At 59.7% G+C, this 18834-nt stretch carries 18 protein-coding genes; 7 read left to right on the top strand and 11 right to left on the bottom strand.

The window, feature by feature from the left end; translation table 11 throughout:
• Positions 1–348: 348 nt before the first annotated feature.
• Entirely contained in the window at positions 349–1233 is an 885-nt protein-coding gene (locus AAEZ03_RS18460; RefSeq protein ID WP_350580549.1) for a LysR family transcriptional regulator, read from the bottom strand.
• 108 nt (positions 1234–1341) lie between these two features.
• On the opposite strand from AAEZ03_RS18460, the gene AAEZ03_RS18455 reads away from it, so the two are divergent.
• Positions 1342–2565, top strand: a complete 1224-nt coding sequence (locus AAEZ03_RS18455; protein ID WP_350580547.1) for an MFS transporter — start codon at positions 1342–1344, stop codon at positions 2563–2565.
• 13 nt (positions 2566–2578) lie between these two features.
• A complete protein-coding gene (locus AAEZ03_RS18450; RefSeq protein ID WP_350580544.1) occupies positions 2579–2977 on the top strand; it encodes a DUF4440 domain-containing protein in 399 nt (132 codons plus the stop codon).
• Between the two features lie 161 nt (positions 2978–3138).
• On the opposite strand, the gene AAEZ03_RS18445 is transcribed toward AAEZ03_RS18450, so the two are convergent.
• The 4 genes from AAEZ03_RS18445 to AAEZ03_RS18430 all read right to left on the bottom strand — a co-directional run bounded on the left by AAEZ03_RS18445 (position 3139) and on the right by AAEZ03_RS18430 (position 7974).
• Positions 3139–3999 (bottom strand): efflux RND transporter periplasmic adaptor subunit, encoded by an 861-nt coding sequence (locus tag AAEZ03_RS18445; protein ID WP_048368256.1) that lies wholly within the window; start codon positions 3997–3999, stop codon positions 3139–3141.
• A gap of 10 nt (positions 4000–4009) precedes the next feature.
• Complete coding sequence (locus AAEZ03_RS18440; protein WP_048368258.1) at positions 4010–4210, bottom strand: DUF1656 domain-containing protein; 201 nt, start codon at positions 4208–4210, stop codon at positions 4010–4012.
• Entirely contained in the window at positions 4200–6386 is a 2187-nt protein-coding gene (locus tag AAEZ03_RS18435) for an FUSC family protein (protein ID WP_350580541.1), read from the bottom strand. Before AAEZ03_RS18435 ends, AAEZ03_RS18440 begins: the two co-directional genes overlap by 11 nt.
• An 85-nt stretch (positions 6387–6471) precedes the next feature.
• Positions 6472–7974, bottom strand: a complete 1503-nt coding sequence (locus AAEZ03_RS18430) for an efflux transporter outer membrane subunit (protein WP_350580538.1) — start codon at positions 7972–7974, stop codon at positions 6472–6474.
• A gap of 218 nt (positions 7975–8192) precedes the next feature.
• On the opposite strand from AAEZ03_RS18430, the gene AAEZ03_RS18425 reads away from it, so the two are divergent.
• Together AAEZ03_RS18425 and AAEZ03_RS18420 are read left to right on the top strand one after the other, a co-directional pair.
• Entirely contained in the window at positions 8193–9125 is a 933-nt protein-coding gene (locus AAEZ03_RS18425; protein WP_048368263.1) for a LysR family transcriptional regulator, read from the top strand.
• A 172-nt stretch (positions 9126–9297) separates the two neighbouring features.
• Entirely contained in the window at positions 9298–10287 is a 990-nt protein-coding gene (locus AAEZ03_RS18420; RefSeq protein ID WP_153390681.1) for a 2-hydroxyacid dehydrogenase, read from the top strand.
• Positions 10288–10401: 114 nt separating this feature from the next.
• Here the strand turns inward: AAEZ03_RS18420 and AAEZ03_RS18415 are convergent, their stop codons facing one another.
• A complete protein-coding gene (locus AAEZ03_RS18415) occupies positions 10402–11298 on the bottom strand; it encodes a DMT family transporter (protein WP_350580534.1) in 897 nt (298 codons plus the stop codon).
• A 134-nt stretch (positions 11299–11432) separates the two neighbouring features.
• Between AAEZ03_RS18415 and AAEZ03_RS18410 the strand changes: the two genes are divergently transcribed.
• On the top strand, positions 11433–12308 hold the full coding sequence (locus tag AAEZ03_RS18410; protein WP_350580532.1) for a helix-turn-helix domain-containing protein: 876 nt from the start codon (positions 11433–11435) through the stop codon (positions 12306–12308).
• 102 nt (positions 12309–12410) lie between these two features.
• On the opposite strand, the gene AAEZ03_RS18405 is transcribed toward AAEZ03_RS18410, so the two are convergent.
• The 5 genes from AAEZ03_RS18405 to AAEZ03_RS18385 form a co-directional block, all read right to left on the bottom strand.
• Positions 12411–14843 carry a TonB-dependent siderophore receptor gene (locus AAEZ03_RS18405; RefSeq protein WP_350580530.1) on the bottom strand — a complete coding sequence of 811 codons (2433 nt, stop codon included), beginning with the start codon at positions 14841–14843 and terminating at the stop codon, positions 12411–12413.
• 126 nt (positions 14844–14969) lie between these two features.
• Positions 14970–15239, bottom strand: coding sequence for a type II toxin-antitoxin system RelE/ParE family toxin (locus tag AAEZ03_RS18400; protein ID WP_350580528.1), 270 nt, complete (start codon positions 15237–15239; stop codon positions 14970–14972).
• Positions 15229–15435, bottom strand: coding sequence for a type II toxin-antitoxin system RelB family antitoxin (gene relB / locus AAEZ03_RS18395; protein WP_350580527.1), 207 nt, complete (start codon positions 15433–15435; stop codon positions 15229–15231). Before relB ends, AAEZ03_RS18400 begins: the two co-directional genes overlap by 11 nt.
• 162 nt (positions 15436–15597) lie before the next feature.
• On the bottom strand, positions 15598–16587 hold the full coding sequence (locus AAEZ03_RS18390; protein ID WP_350580525.1) for a FecR family protein: 990 nt from the start codon (positions 16585–16587) through the stop codon (positions 15598–15600).
• A complete protein-coding gene (locus AAEZ03_RS18385; RefSeq protein WP_350580522.1) occupies positions 16584–17135 on the bottom strand; it encodes an RNA polymerase sigma factor in 552 nt (183 codons plus the stop codon). Before AAEZ03_RS18385 ends, AAEZ03_RS18390 begins: the two co-directional genes overlap by 4 nt.
• A 184-nt stretch (positions 17136–17319) precedes the next feature.
• On the opposite strand from AAEZ03_RS18385, the gene AAEZ03_RS18380 reads away from it, so the two are divergent.
• Entirely contained in the window at positions 17320–17808 is a 489-nt protein-coding gene (locus tag AAEZ03_RS18380) for a sigma-70 family RNA polymerase sigma factor (protein ID WP_048368275.1), read from the top strand.
• Positions 17805–18770: a FecR domain-containing protein gene (locus tag AAEZ03_RS18375; RefSeq protein WP_350580519.1), complete on the top strand. Its 966-nt coding sequence runs from the start codon at positions 17805–17807 to the stop codon at positions 18768–18770. The genes AAEZ03_RS18380 and AAEZ03_RS18375 overlap by 4 nt, the downstream gene beginning before the upstream one ends.
• Positions 18771–18834: the final 64 nt, after the last annotated feature.

The raw sequence follows: 18834 nt of genomic DNA, 5'->3' as shown, positions 1-18834 counted from the left end.
TGGTGAACACACCCAGACAACGCGTAATAATTAAAACCGTCAGGTGGACGACTTCCAAGTTCTATGCCGATACAGCTCTGGCAATGCAGGGACAATACTAGCCATACAGCCGACAATTTCAAAACAGGCTAATTCTCTCTTTTGCACCCGATGAGTGCACGCACATTCAACGCGTATTCAATCACCCGCCACTGACAATCCATGTCACACCAACGCACACAGCATGATAATAAAACGCACAGCGCGTGATAACGGAACACACACTCAATGCGTTATTCATACTTCTTTATTTTTTTATAAAAAAATATAAAAACAATGGAGTTATAACTTTAGTATGAATGTACCGCGTTATCCGTGAGTCTTCATAAAATCAATAAACACGCGAACTTTCAGGGGCAGATGACGGGTGTCGGGGTACAACGCATAGATGCCTTGACGCGTGAGTTGCCAGCCGGGCAGCAGATGCACCAACCTGCCGGCCTGCAAATCGTCCTCAATCAGCCAGTCCGGCAAAATCGCCACGCCCTGCCCGGTCAAGGCAAACGCCTGCAGCACCGATGAATTGTCGGCCTTGATCCGCGCATTGGCCGGGTTGGGTTGATAAGGCCGGACGCTGCCGCTGCTCAACTCGATAATGCTCAACTCACCGACCCGCCCATGTTCAAGCCAAGGTGCTTGTTCAAGGGCTTGTACGCTGTTGATCGGCGCCAGGCTGGCAACAAAGCCCGGCGAGGCCACCGGCAGAATCTCAAAGGTGCGCAACTGCACGGCGCGATGGCTGGAGTCGAGCACGCGGCCCAGCCGCAGGGCGACGTCAAAACGCTCTGAGATCAGGTCTGCATGGGTCGAAGAGGTCGATAGATGCACGTTCAGTTCAGGGTGTCGGGCGCGAAACAGCTCCAGCGCAGGCACCACTTTGGCCAACGCGTACTCCACCGTGGTAGTGATGCGCAGCGTGCCCTTGAGTTCGGTGTGTTCACTGCGCGCCTCGTCAATCGCCAGCCGCGCTTCTTCGAGCATGCTCAGGCAGCGTACATAAAAACGTTCGCCCGCCTCGGTCAGCGCCAGCCGCCGAGTGTTGCGGATGAGCAACGTCACCCCGAGTTCAGCCTCCAGGCGTTTGATGTTGAAGCTGACCACAGCGCGGGTCTGGCCCAGCAAGTCAGCGGCTGCGGTCAATGAGCCGGCTTCGACCACGGCTTTGAAGGTGTCGAATCGATCGAGGCTGACCATGGTTAAACCCGCTGACTGTCAAAATATTTCTGACAATCTAGCAGGGCGCAGGCCGTTTCTCTAAAGGAAAAAGCGACTTACTGTGCAGGCTCTTTCAAGGAGCCCCACATGGCTTATCGCAACAAACTCGCGCTGATCTATGTGCTCGGCTTTGCACTGGACCTGGTCAACATGTTCGCCGCATCGATTGCCTACCCGCAGATCGGCCAGATGCTGCACGCCTCGGTCAATCAACTGGCCTGGATCGGCAATGCCTACATGCTCGGCCTCACGTTGATCATTTTGCCCAGCGTGTGGCTGGCCTCGGTGTTTGGCGAGAAACGCCTGATTCTCGCCTCGCTGCTGGTGTTCAGTGTCGCGTCGTGGTGTGTCGCCCAAGCCGGTTCAATCGAGGCGCTGATCGGCTGGCGTTTGCTCCAGGGCCTGGGAGGCGGGTTGTTGATCCCGGTCGGCCAGGCCATGGTCTACCGGCATTTTCCGGTGCGTGAGCGGGCGCGCCTGACATCGGTGATTCTAATGGTCGCGCTGCTGGTACCGGCATTGTCACCGGCACTGGGGGGTTGGGTGGTGGAGTACGGGTCATGGCGCGGGGTGTTCTACGCCAACCTGCCGCTGGCATTACTGGCCCTGGTGCTGGCGGGTGTATGGATCAAAGCCGAACCACGCCCCACCGAACGCCCGGCACTCAACCTCAACAGCCTGGCAACCGGCGCCCGCAGCATGGGCGGTTTGCTGAAAAGCCCGCTGCTGCGCGTCGCCATGCTGATGTACCTGTGTGTGGCGGGGATTTTTATCGGCACCCAACTGGTGAGTATTTTGTATTTGCATCAACTGGGCTTGAGCCCTGCGCAGACCGGCGCCTTGATGCTGCCGTGGGCGCTGGCGTCGGCGCTGGGCATTATGGTGAGCCGTTATCAATTCAACCAACTGGGGCCCAAACCCTTGATGCTGCTGGGTATGGGTGCGCAAGCGCTGGGCATTGGTTTGTTGATTCAAGTGGACAGTTCACATCTGTGGCTGGCGATCCCCCTGTACGCACTGATGGGGTTTGGCGGCAGCCTGTGCAGCAGTACCGCGCAAAACACCGCGTTTATCGACGTCAGGCCCGAACGCATGGGGCACGCCAGCGCGCTGTGGAATATCAACCGTCAGTTGAGTTTTTTGCTCGGCCCGGCGCTGATGATGGCGTTGTTCGCCGCCTTGAGCACAATCGCCTCGACGCCCCACGCCTTTGCCCTATGCTTTGCCATCGGTTGCGTATTAACCCTGGCGCCGCTTATCCCCGTGTTACGCCTCAATACACCCCACGTGCTGGCCTTGCTGGCGCCCTGACCTGGAAACCGTGATGACTGATTATTCAAGCTACTTCGACCTTGTAACCGAAACCCACGTTGAGATTGAAGGCTGGTTTTCTGGCCTGGAACCGGGCGTGTTGCCGGTGCTGCTCGCCCGCTTCTCAGCACAGTTTTCGATGATCACCCCGACCGGCAAAGTGCTGGATGCCAACGGTGTCGAAACGCTGTTTGAGCAACTGCGCGGGGCCCGCCCGGGGTTGAAAATAACCCTCAGCGAATTCCTGGGCATCGCTTTGCACGCAGAAGGCGCGGTGGTCAGCTACCGGGAGCTGCAAGAGGAACACAACGGCACCCGCACCGACCGCCGGGCCACTGTGGTGTTTGAGCGCGACACCAGTGGCAAGGTGCTGTGGCGTCATTTGCATGAGACGTTCGCCACAAACCTGTAGCCGCTGACGAGGGACGAGGCTGCGATGCGGGCCGCAGGACCGCCGTCCGGAGTCAAGTAGAACATGTGGGAGCGGGCTTGCTCGCGATGCCGTCAACTCGGTCTCCCCGTTACACCTTATTGATCCAATCGCGAGCAAGCCCGCTCCCACAGTTGTGCAGCTTATTTATCGGTTTGATCAACAATCACGGTGCAGGTGGTGCCCGCCGCCAGCAGGAAACCGTCCGGGATTTCGTCGATGTGGATGCGCACCGGCACACGCTGAGCCAGACGCACCCAGTTGAATGTCGGATTGACGTCCGCCACCAGTTCGCGGCTCTCGGGGTTGTCGCGGTCGTAGATACCGCGCGAGATGCTTTCTACGTGGCCTTTCAACACTTCGCCGCTCATCATTTGCAGTTCTGCGGTGTCGCCAACGCGAATGTGCGGCAGTTTGGTTTCTTCGAAGAAGCCGTAGACCCAGAACGAATCTTTATCGATCACGGCCATTTTCGGATCGCCGACCCGTGCGTAGTCACCCGGGTGGACGTTGAGGTTGGTCACGTAGCCATCAACGGTGGCCACGACTTTGGTGCGTTTAAGGTTGAGCTTGGCCGCGTCCAGTTGCGCCTGTGCGTGCTGGTAATCAGCCAGGGCTGAATCGGCAATGTTACCGGCGTCGTCACGGTTTTCGCGGGAGATCACCAGATTGTCCATGTCGGCCCGGCGGCGGGCGTTCTGCTTGCGCATCTCCCAGGTGGCCTTGCGTGAAGCCACCAGCGACTCGGCTTGTTTGACGGCAATTTCGTAGTGCTCCGGGTCGATTTCCAGCAGCACATCGCCCTTTTTCACCAACTGGTTGTCTTTGACCGGCACGTTGACCACGTAGCCGTTGACGTCTGCGGCCACGTTGATGATGTCGGCGCGGACCCGCCCGTCGCGGGTCCACGGGGTGTTCATGTAATGCTCCCAGAGGGTGCGGCCGATCCATATCGCAAGGGCCAGAACCAGCAAGGTGGCAAGCAGGCTGAAGAACTTTTTCATCGGATCAGTCTCAACGGTAAACAGTGAGCGCCATGGCGCCAAAAAGACAAATGAACAGGCTCAGGCGCAGCAGCGCCGGGTGCCAGAAGAAGCGGTACAGGTCGTAACCGGAAAACAGTCGGTCAAAGCCCCATGCCAACCCCGCCGCGATAAAAAACATCAGGGTCATAGTGGGCATGTAGACGCCGTGGAAGGCGATTTCACGAGGCATGTTCAAGTCCTTGCGGCTGGGCAAAATGAGCCAGCGGCGATTGCGGGTCGAGCAGGGAGGTACGAATAAAGTGCAGGTAGCTTTGCACCCGGACCAACGCCGAGGTGTCGAAATTGCGCGCGAAGGGTTCGTCGGCGGCCTGCACCCGGCTGATGGCGTGATCGACCGCAATCAGCGCGCGCTCTAGGTTGTTTTCGCTGGGGGCGATAAACAAACGCACCAGCGAACGGCCCATCACGCGGATGGCTTGGCGCCAAGGCTGCGACTCGGCGTATGCCGGGTGGATCGGCAAAATCGCCTGTTCTTTACGCAGCTCAATGATCGCGTGACCCACTTCCAGCACCACAAACATCCAGCGCAGCAGTTCGCGTTGCACTTTGGGCTGACCGGCAGCCAGGCCATACGCCTGGTGCATCAGGTCGCGGGTACGGCTTTCGAGGCTGGAGCTCAAACCGCGCAACTTGGCGCTGATGGCGTACACCACTTGTTCACGCAGGTCTTGCTCCAGACGGCTCCATAACCAGTGGCTGTTGGGCGGCAGAATGATTGCCCCGGCCGCTGCGCACACCAGCATGCCCATGACCATGGCGATGTAGTCGTTGATGAACTGGTACGGGTTGTAGATCGTCAGGTTGTCAGGCACCGAACCGGTGCTGAAAAAGATCAGCAAGCCAAGCCCGACACCCACGTAATTGGCCCGCGAGGTGAGGAACGAGCCGAACACGATCACCGGGGTCAAGACCAGGCACAGCAGCGGGAAACCGTCGATGTGCGGCAGCACAAAGAACATTTCGACAAAGCCCACTATCGCGCCGATAAAAGTCCCGCAGGCCATTTGAAAGGCCATGCGTTTGGGGTTGGGCGTGGCCGCTGACAAGCCGACGGTGGCGGCGGCAATCAGGGTCATCATCGCCCCGCTCGGCCAGGCCGTCAGCACCCAGTAAGTGCCCAGCACCACCAGGATAAAGGCCGCGCGGATCCCGGAAGCGGCCGCCGACCACCAGTTGGTTTGCGAGATAAAGGGTTGGTCCCAACGCTCGCGTTCGTGGGTGTGATCGGCCAGCGACGCATGGGTCAGCGCGTAGTTGTGCAAATCATCGACAAAGCGGAACAGCAGTTCGAAGGCGGTGTTGAAATCGAGAAACTCGGTGTCGCTGGGCTGGTTTTCGAGAAATCTCACCCGCAGTGCGCGGACCTGGGCCGGCAGGCGGGTCTTGAACTCGGCCAATTGTTCGGCCAGCACCACGGCGTCTTTGTCGGTCAGGGAGCGGCCCGAATAGGCCTCCAGCAACTGCGCGAGCAATTCCATCTCGGGCTCGACCACCGAAATCACCGAGCCCACGCCCCGAGAGCGCAACCGCGCCAGCAGTTGATGCAAGGCGTTGAAGCGCGTGGTCACGGCCATGAATTCGCTGTTGAGGCGGCTCAAACGGCCGCTGCGCCGACGCATGTGCGGGTCTTCGAAAACCGTCACGCTGCGCATGCCTTCCAGGCCCACGCTCTCGCCGATAAAGCGCACGTTGCTGGCTTCATAGGCTTCTTGGGTCGACTGGCCGCGCAGGCCTTCAGCGACAAATCCGGCAAACACACCAAAGCGCTTGTACAGCGCGTCATGCATCGCTGCCCCGGCGGTTTTCGGCAGGATCGCGGCACTGACCACGGTTGAGCACAAAATGCCCAGCGAGATTTCCAGCACCCGCCATACGGCGGCCATAAACGCCCCGTCCGGGTGCGCCAGGGCGGGCAGGCCCACCATGGCGGCGGTGTAACCGGCCAGGACGAAGCCATAGGCGCGGAAGTTACGGCAACGCGCCGCACCGGCCGAGCAGATACCCACCCAAATTGCCAGCGAACCGAGAAACAGCACGGTGTTTTGCGCAAACAAGGCGATCAACGCCACCATCACTGCCGAACCGGTCAGGGTGCCTAGAAACCGGTAAAAGCTTTTGGCGAACACTTGGCCGCTTTGCGGCTGCATCACGATAAACACGGTGATCATCGCGGTGCGCGGTTGTGGCAACTCCAGACGCATGGCCAACCACAGGGTCAGAAATGCGGCAATCAACACTTTAAAAATATGCACCCAGGTCACGCCATCGCTGCGTGCCCAGTCAAAAAAGCCTCGGCGCCATTCCAGCGAATACAGCCAGCGTACCGGGGCGGGCAAGTGGTTCATCTACATCTCCAGAAATCGCATTTAACCTGTAGGAGCGAGCTTGCTCGCGAATTTCAACGTCAAAAGATCGCGAGCAAGCTCGCTCCTACAGAGGTAGCGTCAACTTGGGTTTGTTCGGCGCATAACGGTCGTCTTTGGGGACGTCGCTGCCCGCTTCGAGGCCGCCGCCCAATGCTGTCACCAATTCGGCGTGGGCACTCAAGCGCGCCGCCTCGACTTGCTGCTGGACTTCTTGCTGATGGAACAGCAAGGTCTGCGCGTTGAGCACATTGAGGTAGTCAGTGAGGCCGCGCTGGTAGGCGATCATGGCGATGTCATAGGTTTTCTGCGCCGCTGCCACCGACTCGGCCGCGAACACTTGCTGCTTGTCCATGGACTCGCGCTTGATCAATTGGTCAGAGATGCCTTTGAGCGCGTTGACCAGGGTCTGGTTATACCGGGCCACCGCCAGGTCATAACCGCCCGATGCCGCGCCCAACTCTGAACGCAAGCGGCCGCCATCAAAGATCGGCAAGGAGATTGCCGGGCCGACGTTGTAGCTCATTTTTTGCGCCGTCAAAAAACCCAGCGCGGTGCCGCCTGTGGCCATAAAACCAAGGCTGCCGACCAAATCCACGTTCGGGTAGAAATTGGCGTGGGCAACGTCGATGCCCCGGGCTTGCGCGGCCACTTCCCAACGGCTGGCAACCACGTCCGGGCGCTGGCCCAGCAACTGCGCAGGTAACGTCGATGGCAGTTTGAGCACCGTGTTCAACGCCAGGGTCGGGCGTTTGAGGCGTGCGCCCTCGCCCGGGCCTTTACCGGCCAACGCAGCCAGTTGGTTACGCGTCAGGGCGATTTCTTCTTCCAGTGCGTCGATCTGGCGATGGGTTTCCGGTAGCGGCGCCTCAGCCTGACTGACTTCAAAATGGGTGCCGATGCCGCCGTCCAGGCGTCGTTGCGCCAGGTCGCGGATCTGCTCTTGCTGGTGCAGGGTCGATTCAACAATGTCCAGTTGCGCGTAGTGCAGCGACAACTGGATGTAAGTGCGGATCACATTGTTCTGCAACTCCAGTTGCGCCTGGCGCGCCTCGGCCACGCTCATGTGGGCCATGTCCACCGCTTGCTCGGTGGTATTGCTCTCGCGGCCCCACAGGTCCAGGGCAAAACTGAAGCCTAACTGGGCGTTGTTGTCCCACGTATTGGCGCTGTCCAGACCACCGGGGCCATAGAACTGGTCCGACGGCCAGCCATGTCGTTTGAGCGCCGCCGTCCCATTGACTTGCAGGGACTCGGCAGACTCGGCCACACCGGCCATGGCTTTGGCCTGCCGCACACGGGCGGCGGCGATTGCCAAGGTCGGGCTACCCTGTACAGCCAGGCTGATCCAATTGTCCAATTGCGGGTCGCCATAAGCGCGCCACCATTGGGCTGTGGGCCAGTTTGCGTCTTGCGCGGCGCTTTTAATCGCCTCGTCAGTGGCCAGGGTATTGGCATTGAGCATTTCGCCCTTGGGGGCAATGCCGCCGAAACCGATACAGCCATTTAATGCCAACGATAAAGCCAGAACACTGAGGGCTTTAAGCTCTCTGCTGATGCGACGCTGCACTGCTGCAAATTCCTGACATGAGGGGAGGTTTTTCGAGATAGATAAGTCTATGGCTTGGCAGGGGCAACGATAAGCTGGCATAACTGTGATTCTTTATTACCGTTCACAGAATAATCCGTAAGTCGCATGAGATCCGCTCAGTAAATCCTGAAACTTCATGTCACAATTTGTCGCTGTCTCCTTTGTTGCTGTCCCCTATACCGCCCTGAGAGCACTTCATGGACACTTTGCAAAACATGCGCGCCTTCAGTTGTGTGGCCGAAGCCGGTAGCTTTACCGCCGCGGCCGCCATGCTGGACACCACCACCGCTAACGTCTCGCGCGCGGTCTCCAACCTTGAGGCTCACCTGCAAACCCGCTTGCTCAACCGCACCACGCGCCGCATTGCCCTGACCGAAGCCGGCAAGCGTTACTTGCTGCGTTGCGAGCAAATTCTGGCGTATGTCGAAGAAGCTGAAGCCGAGGCCAGCGATGCGCATTCGCGCCCGGCCGGGCAACTGAAAGTGCACACCATGACCGGCATTGGCCATCACTTCGTGATCGACGCCATTGCCCGCTACCGCAAGACTCACCCGGACGTCACCTTCGACCTGACCCTGGCCAACCGTGTGCCAGATTTGCTCAACGAGGGCTACGACATTTCGATCGTGCTGGCCACCGAACTGCCGGACTCGGGGTTTGTGTCCCAGCGCCTGGGCATCACCTACAGCATCGTCTGCGCCTCTCCCGACTACGTGAAGGCCAACGGCAAAGCGCTCAAACCCAGCGACTTGCTCAACCACGCCTGCCTGCGCCTGGTCAGCCCGGTGATTGCCCTGGACAAGTGGGTGTTTGAAGGCCCCGAAGGCCAGGAAATGGTGTTGATCAATTCGTCGCCGTTTTTGGTCAACTCGGCCGATGCCATGCGCAACGCGATCATCAGCGGCATGGGCGTTGGCGTATTGCCGCTGTACTCCGCCATCGAAGGCCTGCGCAACGGCACCCTGGTGAGGATATTGCCCCAGTACCGTTCGCAAGAGCTCAACCTGTACGCCATCTACCCGTCGCGCCAATACCTGGATGCGAAGATCAAAACCTGGGTTGAGTTCCTGCGCGGCACGCTGCCCGAAATACTCACCGCGCATCAGGTAGAGCTGGCTACGTACAGCTAAGGCGAACGGTGGGAGCGGGCTTGCTCGCGATGCAAGCAATGCGGTCTTTCTGGATACGCTCAGCGCCCCTATCGCGAGCAAGCCCGCTCCCACAAAAGCTAATCAGGGCTGCACAATTTCAGCGGGAATGTTAGCGTGCTTACATTCCCGACAGCCGACGAGCCTTGTACCGATGAGTCTTTCTAATACCAAGAAAACCGTACTTGCCTTCAGCCGCGTCACGCCAGCAATGGTCGAGCGCCTGCGAGAGGATTTCAACGTCATCGTGCCTGATCCCAAACTGGGCGATATCAATGCTCAGTTTGAGGAAGCCTTGCCCCACGCCCATGGTTTGATCGGCGTTGGCCGCAAGCTGGGTCGCAAGCAGCTGGAAAACGCCAAGAACCTTGAAGTGGTGTCCAGCGTGTCGGTGGGTTACGACAATTACGACGTCGATTACTTCAACGAGCGCGGGCTGATGCTCACCAACACCCCGGACGTGCTGACCGAAAGCACCGCCGACCTGGGTTTTGCCTTGATCATGAGCGCCGCGCGCCGCGTGGCAGAGCTGGACGCCTGGACCAAGGCCGGTGAATGGAAAGCCAGCGTTGGGCCAGCCTTGTTCGGCACCGATGTGCATGGCAAAACCCTGGGTATCGTCGGCATGGGCAATATCGGGGCCGCCGTTGCCCGTCGTGGCCGCCTGGGTTTCGGCATGCCGATTCTGTACAGCGGCAACAGCCGCAAGACTGAACTTGAGCAAGAGTTGGGCGCACAGTTCCGCACGCTGGATCAGTTGCTGGCCGAGGCTGACTTCGTCTGCCTGGTGGTGCCACTGAGCGAAAAAACCAAGCACTTGATCAGCGAGCGCGAACTGAACCTGATGAAGAAAAGCGCGATTCTGGTGAACATCTCGCGTGGCCCGGTGGTGGACGAAGCGGCGCTGGTTCACGCCCTGCAAAACAACACCATCCGCGGTGCCGGCTTGGACGTGTACGAGAAAGAGCCGCTGGCCGAGTCACCGTTGTTTGCCCTGAAAAACGCCGTGACCTTGCCGCACATCGGCTCGGCCACAGAAGAAACCCGCGAAGCCATGGCCAACCGTGCGCTGGCCAACCTGCGTAGCGCCTTGCTCGGCGAACGCCCGCAAGATCTGGTCAACCCGCAGGTATTCAAAGGCTAAACACAGCCAAAACCAGTAGCCGCTGCCGCAGGCTGCGATAAGGGCCGAAGGACCTTCAACAGCAGGGTCGCTGCGCAACCCATCGCAGCCTTCGGCAGCGGCTACAGTGCTTTTTCAGGCCAGTTTGGCTGTCATAGGCACGGGCTTGGGTTTGCGAAACACCAGCACATTGCCCAGCATCACCAGAACCAGCCCGGCCAGCGCGGAGGCTGTCCACTGGTAGCCTTCGACAAATGCCGACACGTTCAGCGCCACCAGCGGGAACAGCACCGTGCAATACGCCGCGCGCTCCGGGCCCATACGCCCGACCAGGGTCAGGTACGCGGTAAAGCCAATCACCGAACCCGGAATCACCAGGTACAACAGCGAGCCGATGTAGCGCGTGTTCCATTCCATGTCGAACGGGATGCCGTTAAACGCGCAGTACACCGCCAGCATGCTCGCGCCATACAACATGCCCCAGGCATTGGTGGTCAGCGGTTTGAGCCCGGCTTTTTGTTGCAGGCTGGAGAGCATGTTGCCCGCCGAAAAACACATCGTGCCGATCAGCGCCAGGCCCAGCCCCAGCAAGGTTTGTGGGGTCGCGGTGTGCCCGCTTAATTCAGGCCAGAACAGCAGCGCCAGACCGAGCAAACCCAATGCTCCGCCGGCAATCACGTTACGGGCGATTTTCTGTTTGAAGAAAACCCGCGCATTCAAGGCGTTCCACAAGGTAGCCGTGGAGAACACCACCGCAATCAACCCCGTCGGCACCCACTGACTGGCGGTCAAAAAACACATGAAATTCACGCAAAACAGGCACAACCCCTGAGCCAGGCAGATCAAGTGACCGCGCTTGTTCATCACTTGCAACTTGCGACTGAGCAACAACACGGCAAACAACACCAGCGCCGCCAGCCCAAAGCGATAAACGATCGACACCGGAATGGCGACAACGCCCAATTGCAGTTTGAGGGCGATCCACGTGGTGCCCCAGATCAAAACCGTTAACACATACAAAAACAGATTCATGGCGCACTCCCGTCAATGGCTTGCAGTGTGTGGCCCCGGGGTGTGCGGCACTTGCAGATTCTTGCGCTTTTATTTGCCCGGGGCTGGCAGGCGGCCCGTGACGGAGTAGGATGCAAGGCGTTGGAGAATTGACCATGCACACACTGCACACCCTGCACGTTTTTCAAGCCATGGGCAGCTCGCCCAATGCGCGGCTGGAGCACAGCGCCGAATTGGGTGACGGCATGGCGGCGGCGTTGTGGAGCAACCATCACGACGCGCGCTGCTATGAGGCGCCGACGCATCACACCTTGTCGTGTTACATCTCGGGCGGCACGGGCACTTTTCGTCGGGAAAAACCTGGCAGCAAAGGCTCGCCGGGCAAGCTCTGCGTACTGCCTGCCGAACATCAATCGTCGTGGATCATCAATGGCGAAATTCGCCTGGCGCACGTGTATATCAGCCAGGAACAATTTGCCCTGGGTTGTATCACCCTGCTCGACCGCGAACCGCGCAGCCTGCAACTGCGCGAAATCACCTTTCAGGAAGACGAGCAACAAAGCCTGCGCTTTCATCAGTTGATCAAACTGAACTGGAGCGAGCCGGGCGAACGCCTGCTGACCAGCAGCCTGGCCAGCACCCTGCTCGACCATGCGTTGCTCAATCAGGTGGGCATGCGCGACGGTCTGCAACTCAAGGGCGGATTGGCCGCCCATCAGCGTCGCCAGTTGGTTGAGAGCATTGAGCATTCATTGGCCGAGCCGCTCAGCATCGGGCAACTGGCGGCGCAATGCGCGCTGTCGCCCTACCACTTTGCGCGCATGTTCCGCGAAAGCTTCGGTGTGCCGCCGCATCAGTACGTGCTGGCCCGACGCATGGCCCGCGCGCGTGAGCTAATGCGCAACAGCTCACTGGCGCTGGGCGACATCGCCCTGGCCTGCGGCTTTGCCAGCGCCAGCCATTTCACCAATCGGTTCAAGCAAAGCATGGGCGCCACGCCGGGGGAGTACCGGGCGGCTTTCATCCCATAACCTGTGGGAGCGGGCTTGCTCGCGATTGGGTCTCTGCCCGGATATCCGCGTCGTCTGCATCGCGAGCAAGCCCGCTCCCACCCAAAGCCATAGCCTGCAGGTTTAAAACTCCAGGGTGCTGGACAGGGTGAACTGGCGCGAGTCTCCGATCGAGACGAAGGTACGGCTGGCCGCCGAGGTGTAGTAGGTGCGGTCAAACAGGTTTTTGATGTTGAACTGGAATTTGACCTTTTGCCCTTCGATACGGGTGTCGTAGGTGGCGAACGCATCGGCCACGGTGTACGACGGCAGGTCGAAGTCGTTCAGGGCATCGCCCGCCCGTTCGCCCACATAACGGGCACCCGCGCCGACCCGCAGTTTGTCACCGCCAATGATGTTGCCGAAGTCATACACTGCCGACACCGAGCCACTGTTTTTGGCCACGTTCTGCAAGCGCATGCCTTGGTAGGTGTTGTCTTTGGTCACTTCCGCGTCGGTGTAGGCGTAGCTGCCGATCAGGCTCCAGTTGTCACTCAACTGGCCGGTGACGTCCAGTTCCAGGCCGCGTGAGCGAACCTGGCCCGCCGTGGAGTAAACGGTGTCTGCGCCCACGGTCGTCGACACCAGTACGTTGCGTTTTTTAATGTCGTACAGCGCCACTGTGCCGGTAATGCGTCCCGGAATGTCCAGCTTGGCGCCCAACTCCCACGACTTGGACTGCTCAGGAGCAATGGCCGAGTCGAGTACCACGCCGCCATCCAGCGGGGCGATGCTGGAGTTGGGCTTGAACGATTCGGTGTAGCTGCCGTAGAACGACAACTCATCGGTGTAGCGGTACACCAGCCCTGCACGCGGAATCCATTTAACCCCGTTGGTATCCGTACTGGCTTTGAACGGGATGGCTTTACCCGCCAATTGGTCGTACTTCTGGAAACGCGCACCGGCCACCAAAATCCATTGATCGGTGAGGTGAATGGAGTCTTGGGCAAATAACGAATCGCTGCGCAGCAGGTCGGTCTGGTTACTGTCCTTGGCGCTGACCGTGGTACCCGCCACTTCATTGCCGTACACCGGATTGAGGTAGCTGAAGGTGGACTTGCTGTTTTGGCGGATCAATTCAGCCCGGTAGATTTTGCGGTATTCGTCATCCAGGCCAAACACCAGGTCATGCTGCATACCCGCCGCCTGAACTTTGCCTTGCAGGCTGACTGTAGAAAAGCGGTCGGTGGTGAGGGCGCCTTTGGTGCCGTCCATGCTGCGGGTCAAGGTACCGTCCGAGTTGACCTTGGTCACACGCACTTGGCTGGCGTCGTAGGTTTCGCGGTTCCAGCTGTAGCCGAAGTGGGCTTTCCAGTCGTCGTTAAGGTCATGGTCCACTTCAAGACGGTACAGGTCCGAACGCCCTTCCATGTTGTTGAAGGGCTCGTCCAGACGGCGCGTGGCCGGGATGTCCAGCGGGTGGTTGGTCTTTGGGTTGATGGCCGTGCCACGGTCAAACGGCGAGAGGAATTCGCGGTGCTCGTAGGCCAGCAACACTTGAGTGTTGTCGCCATACCAGGCCAGCGACGGCGCCACGAGGGTTTCGCGGTGCACGCCAAAGTTGCGCCAGTAATCTTCGTCTTCGTGGTCGACGATCATCCGGTAAGCCAGCCCCGAATCACCCAAAGGGCCAGTACTGTCCAGGCTGCCACCGCTGCCGTTTTTACCCGAGCCGTAGCTCGAGCCGCGCACGGTCACGGCGTTGTACTGCTCCAGCAACGGTTTTTTGCTGACCACGTTGACCACCCCGCCCGGGTCTTGAATCCCGTAGAGCAACGAAGCCGGGCCTTTGAGCACCTCGACCCGCTCAGCGGTGGCATTCAGCGCCCGCCCCTGCACGATGGGCATGCCGTCGCGCATGATCGAGCCGTCGCGGTTGTCACCAAAACCGCGCTTCATCACCGAGTCCTGGGTGCTGCCCAGCGTATTGCCCTGGGTGATGCCGCTGATGTTGTTCAGGGCGTCATCGAGGTTGCGCGGCGCCTGATCGCGAATCACCTGCGCGGGCACCACGTTGATGGTTTGCGGGGTTTCCATGGACGAACCCGTGCCGCGCATCACCGATGACGTGGCGGGAGGCTGATAGGTGGTGTCGTTTTGCATCTGTGAGGTAATGCTGGTCGCCCCCAGATTTAGCGCATCGCCGGTCGGCTGCGGCTCAAGGGCGTAAGTGGTGGCGTCGATACGGCGAACGTTGAAGCCCGAATGCGCCAGCAATTGCTGCAAAGCCTGATCTGCACTCAGGCGACCTTTAATGGCCGGTGCTTGCAGGCCAAAGGGCGCCTCATCGGTGTAAACCACACTGAGGCCGGTCAAGCGGCTGAAATCGTTTAATGCCTGGGGCAACGCCTTGGCCGGCAGATTGAAATCAAACAGCGCCACGGGTTGCTGCTGCGCAACGTCTTGCGCCAACGCCACGCTCAACGGGCTGAGTGCCAGACCTGCCATTACCAGCGCAGACGCGCCCATCCACTGCTTTACCGAACCGCCTGCCGCCGACCTTGCCCTGGACTTCATGCTCATGACCTGTGTATGACTTGTTACGGAATACGAATTTTTCGCATTTTCAAGCACTACACGGATGGGCTCAGGGTTTACCTCACCTGTTGTTGAAAAATAATTTTAAATCTCCTCTGCATACCCTCAAGGGTATTTCTGACGAGCATGTAGAACAGCCAAAATATCGATCTGATCCGTTACTTGGTAGATCACCAGATAATTAGGCCGCACGACGATTTCACGAGTGCCGGGCACCCGGCCAAATCGATACAGGTGAGGGTTTTCTGGCAGAGCAGAAGTCACAGCTTCAATGGCCAGGGTCAGTTCAACCGCTGCGGCAAAGTTATGGTCGGCGATGTAGTCAATAATTTTCATGAGGTCAGCCCGAGCCTCGGGCCGCCATTCAATCCACACTGTGCGTGTCGCGCTTCAATTCAATAAGCGCCCGCATATCGGCCATTACTTGATCGTGCGGGACACCGGGGCCTGGATCATCCAGCGCGGCTTGTACCTTGGCGCGGAACCAACGGTCATAACTGGCCGCCTGCTCTTGGGTTTCGAACGTTTTAGCATCGGACTCTGCAACACAGTGCGTATGTTTGGCGCTCATGGGGGAGCCCTCCGGGTGAATGTTCGTGAGTCTAATCCGTACCTGATTCACTGTCGTTGCCGGGCCGATGAAGGGGGTGAACCAGATGTACTCAGGCTAGGCTTGCTTGTCGGCGCTCACAAGCAAGGCACGCCGCTTTGGCTTGAGAGAAAAGTCCGGTAATCAGCGCAGAACAATCACCCGACCCAACAGGTTGTGCTGTTCAAACCCGAGCACGCCTTGCAGGGAGTTAATCACTGTTTGCGGGTCCTGGCTGGGGAAGCTGCCGCTAATACGCCGTTCACCCAACTGCGCATTCAGCAGCACAATTTGCCCGGGGTAATAACGCTTGAGGTCGGCCACGACATCGGCCAGCGGGGTTTTGTAGTACGTCAGCCAGCCCGTGCGCCAGCCCAGTTGTGCAAGGCTGTCGACGCGGTGCACGGTGTCTGCCGTGCCTGCAGCGTAGGCCACTTGTTGATCGGCGGTAAGAATCTGCTGCGGCGCCTGTTTGTCCGCCTTGACCCCGACCCGCCCGGACAACACCGTGACCTGCGCGCCGCGGGGTTGTAAGCGAACCTCAAACTCGGTGCCCAACACCCGTGCTTCGCCGCCGTCGGCATCCACCACAAAGGGCTGGCCGGTGTGGGTGACGTGAAAAAACGCCACGCCCCGGCGCAATTCGACATGCCGCTCGTTGCCACTGAAGTTCACAGCAATTGCGCTGTCGGCCCCCAGCGTCACTTCGGATTGATCGGCCAGGGTCAGGGTTCGCACTTGCCCCGGCGCGCTGACGTAATCGGCGCCCAGATCATTTAGCCAGCGCATGGGCTGCCAACCGGCGAACACCCCCACCATCAGCAACAGGCAGGCTGCTACGGCCAGGCCACTGGACCAGCGTGCCAGGCGATGACGGCGGCTGACGTTCATCTGCGACAGGTAGCGTTGCATCACCAGCGCTTCTTCATTGGCCAAGGTGTTGCCCGCCACTTCGCTCAACTCCCACACCACTTGCGCCTGCGCGTAGGCCTCGGCATGGGCCGGATCGGCGTGCAGCCAGCGGCTGAAGGTGGCCTGGTCGCCGCTGTCGGGCTGATCATGCAGCACGCTCAGCCATCGCAGCGCAGTGCGCTCCTGCTCGGGTGTCACCTGGATCTTCGAATGTTGAGTCACGATGCTGTCCCTGGCGGCTCTCGCAAGCTGGCCTTGCAGGCCTCTAGGGCGCGCATCATATGTTTTTCGACGGCACTTTGGGACACACCGGTGACCTTGGCGATCTCGGCATAGGTGCGGCCATGGATACGATTGAGCAAAAAGATATGTCGGGTGCGCTCCGGCAGGCTGCGCAACGCCGCCTCGACCTGGCGCAAATCATTGCCCGCCTCCAGCGCCGCCTGCGGCTCACAGCCTTGGGCGTCAGGCTCGGCCTGCCAATACTGGTTGAGCCGGTCGCGGCTGCCTTCGCTGCGCAGATGGTCGATGGCGATGTTGCCCGCGCAACGCAGCAAATAAGTGCCGAGCTCCTCGACCTGAACCAAAGGCCGCCGCCAGAACCGCAAAAACAAATCCTGAACCAGATCGGCGGCCGTGGCCCGACAGCCCACGCGGCGGCTGACCAGCGCTTCCATTTGCGGTCGCTGGGATAAAAACACCTGCAGAAAATGCGCACGTCCATGGCGCGATTCACTGCCAGGTCCATCCTTGAGTTCGGGAGGGTTCATGGGCGTCGAGGCGGGAAGTCAAAAAGAAGGCGGATATTAATGATAAATATTCTCATAGGCAAAAGCAGATGACGGACTGTGCTGAATCCATTTATCCAGGGTGATTGCTCAATCCAATCACTCGCCACTACAATGCGAACAATTCTTGTTCTCTAAAGCGTCTTCTGCGCAGCTGGAGTGGTCGTTGCCCCCGTCAAACACCGTCGAGGTTCTCTATCAGGACCACCACAGCTGGCTCACCGCCTGGCTGCGGCGCAAGCTGGGTTGCCCGCAAGGCGCTGCCGATCTGGCGCAAGACACCTTTATGCGGCTGCTGACCGCCCGTGAAACACCGACCATTGCCGAACCCCGGGCATTTTTGACCGTGGTCGCCAAGCGCGTGCTGTTTAACCACTATCGTCGCCAGGAGCTGGAGCGCGCCTATTTGCAGGCGCTGGCGGAGCTACCCGAGACGCTGGTGCCGTCTGAAGAAGACAAAGCCATCATTCTGCAAACCCTCGCCGAGCTGGATCAATTGCTCGACGGCCTGCCCTCGCCGGTCAAGCGTGCCTTTTTGCTGGCACAGGTCGATGGCCTGAGCTATGCCGAGATCGGCGCGCAACTGGGTATTTCAATTGCCACGGTTAAACGCCACCTGAACAAAGCCGCCCTGCGCTGCTACTTCGCCCTGTGAACGGCGCCTTCAACAACCCGCCAGACATTACCCCGGGGGTCGCCGAGCAAGCGGTGAGCTGGCTGGTGGAAATGCAGGGCGGCGCGCTCAGCCCCCGGCGCCAGCAAGCCTGGGAGCATTGGCTCAAGGCCCACAGCGAACACCAACGCGCCTGGGAGCATATTCAGCGGGTCAACCAACGCTTGCGCGGGTTGTCCTCGCCCCTGGCCCACGCCGCGTTGAACGCGCCGAAAAACAGCAGCCGTCGCCACGCCCTCAAGCTGTTGCTGTTGTTGGGCGCGGGCTCGGCACTGACCTACAGCCTGCGCGACCAATTGCCGATCACCCCGCTGCTGGCGGATTACAGCAGCCCGGTCGGCCAGCGTCGCAAAGTGCAGTTACAAGACGGCAGCCTGATCCAGCTCAACACCGCCAGTTCGGTAGATGTGAACTTCAACGCCCAGCAGCGGGTGATTCGCCTGCTGGAGGGCGAGATACAACTGATTGCCGCTAAAGATCCTCGGCCTATGCAGGTGCTCACCGCCAATGGCCTGTTGCAGCCGCAGGCCGCGCGCCTGAACCTGCGTCAATTCAATAACCGCACCGAACTGGCCGTGTTTGACGGCCGGGTCGCGCTGTCACCGGCCGATCACACCGGCAGCCCGTTGTGGGTAAACGCCCATCAGCAAGTGAGCCTTAACCGCTTGGCCTGGAGCACTCCGCAGGCGCTGGACGCTGGCAGCGGCGCCTGGACTGACGGCATGTTGGTGGCCGCACATATGCGCCTGCAAGACTTTCTGGCCGAACTGGGCCGCTACCGCCGCGGCCAACTCAATTGCGACCCCAAAGTCGCTGAGTTGCTGATCTCCGGCACTTACCCGATAGACGACAGCGAGCGGATCCTTAGCCTGCTGGAAATCAGCCTGCCGGTGCGGGTCAGACGCTTTACCCGGTACTGGGTGACAGTCGAGGCACGTGCGTAACCCCCTGTAGGAGCGAGCTTGCCTCGCGATCTTTTTTAAAGATCAAAAGATCGCGAGGCAAGCT

This window comes from Pseudomonas sp. HY2-MNA-CIBAN-0224 (genome assembly GCF_040310285.1).
Taxonomy (GTDB): domain Bacteria; phylum Pseudomonadota; class Gammaproteobacteria; order Pseudomonadales; family Pseudomonadaceae; genus Aquipseudomonas; species Aquipseudomonas helleri.
The sequence above is the reverse complement of the archived record's forward strand: the minus strand, read 5'-3'. Positions and strand labels throughout refer to the sequence as shown.